Below are 779 nucleotides of genomic sequence, written 5' to 3' on the forward strand. Positions count from 1 at the left end.
TATTCGCTCTGACACTAAAACATCCATGATACTTTTTAGAATATACTTAAATCCCATTCTTGTGCAATACGTTCCAATAACATAGATCCTGGTAAACTATTCCCGCATTCATCAATAGCTGGTCCATAAATACCAATACCACAACCCTCTTGAAACGGTAGTTTTCTTCTGGACCTTGATGGAACGAGTGCCATAATCCCTCCGGACACCCCACTTTTAGCTGGCAATCCAATGAAAGCAGCAAATTTGTCAGAAGCATTGTACATACCACATGTGAGCATTAAGGCTTTGGTTAATCTAGCAACCTCTTTTGGGAGGACTTGTTCTTTACGAATAGGATGATATCCATCATGGGCAAGTATGAGTCCTATTAAGGCTATATCCTCTGTATTCATTTCTATAGAACATTGTTTCAAGTAAACCTCTAGTGCTTCCTCCACATCAGACTCTAAAAAACCATTTTCCTTTAAATAGTGTGCTAAAGCTCTATTTCGATGAGCTGTTTGCCATTCAGATTGAAACACTTTTTCATTAATGGCGGGGCGTTTCTCTATCATTTTTTCGATTAATGCGTATAGAGATTCTAATTTTTCTTGCACCGATGTTCCTGGCAGAAGCGAAGCTACCGTAATCGCTCCAGCATTAATCATAGGATTAAAAGGTTTTCCTGGTTTATGCATCTCTAAACGAATGATCGAATTGAAGGCATCTCCAGTTGGTTCTACATCAACTCGCTCTAATACATAAGAAATACCTCTGTTTAAACAAGCGGCTATAAA

The 779-nt window shown here is 38.5% G+C and carries 1 protein-coding gene; it reads right to left on the bottom strand.

Translation table 11 applies throughout. The features are described from left to right. Positions 1–35: 35 nt before the first annotated feature. Positions 36–779: glutaminase (locus tag LOK41_RS28345; RefSeq protein WP_241819409.1), on the bottom strand; the 744-nt coding region annotated here is incomplete at its 5' end.

Source organism: Bacillus sp. TL12 (assembly GCF_022625245.1).
Classification (GTDB): domain Bacteria; phylum Bacillota; class Bacilli; order Bacillales; family Bacillaceae_G; genus Bacillus_A.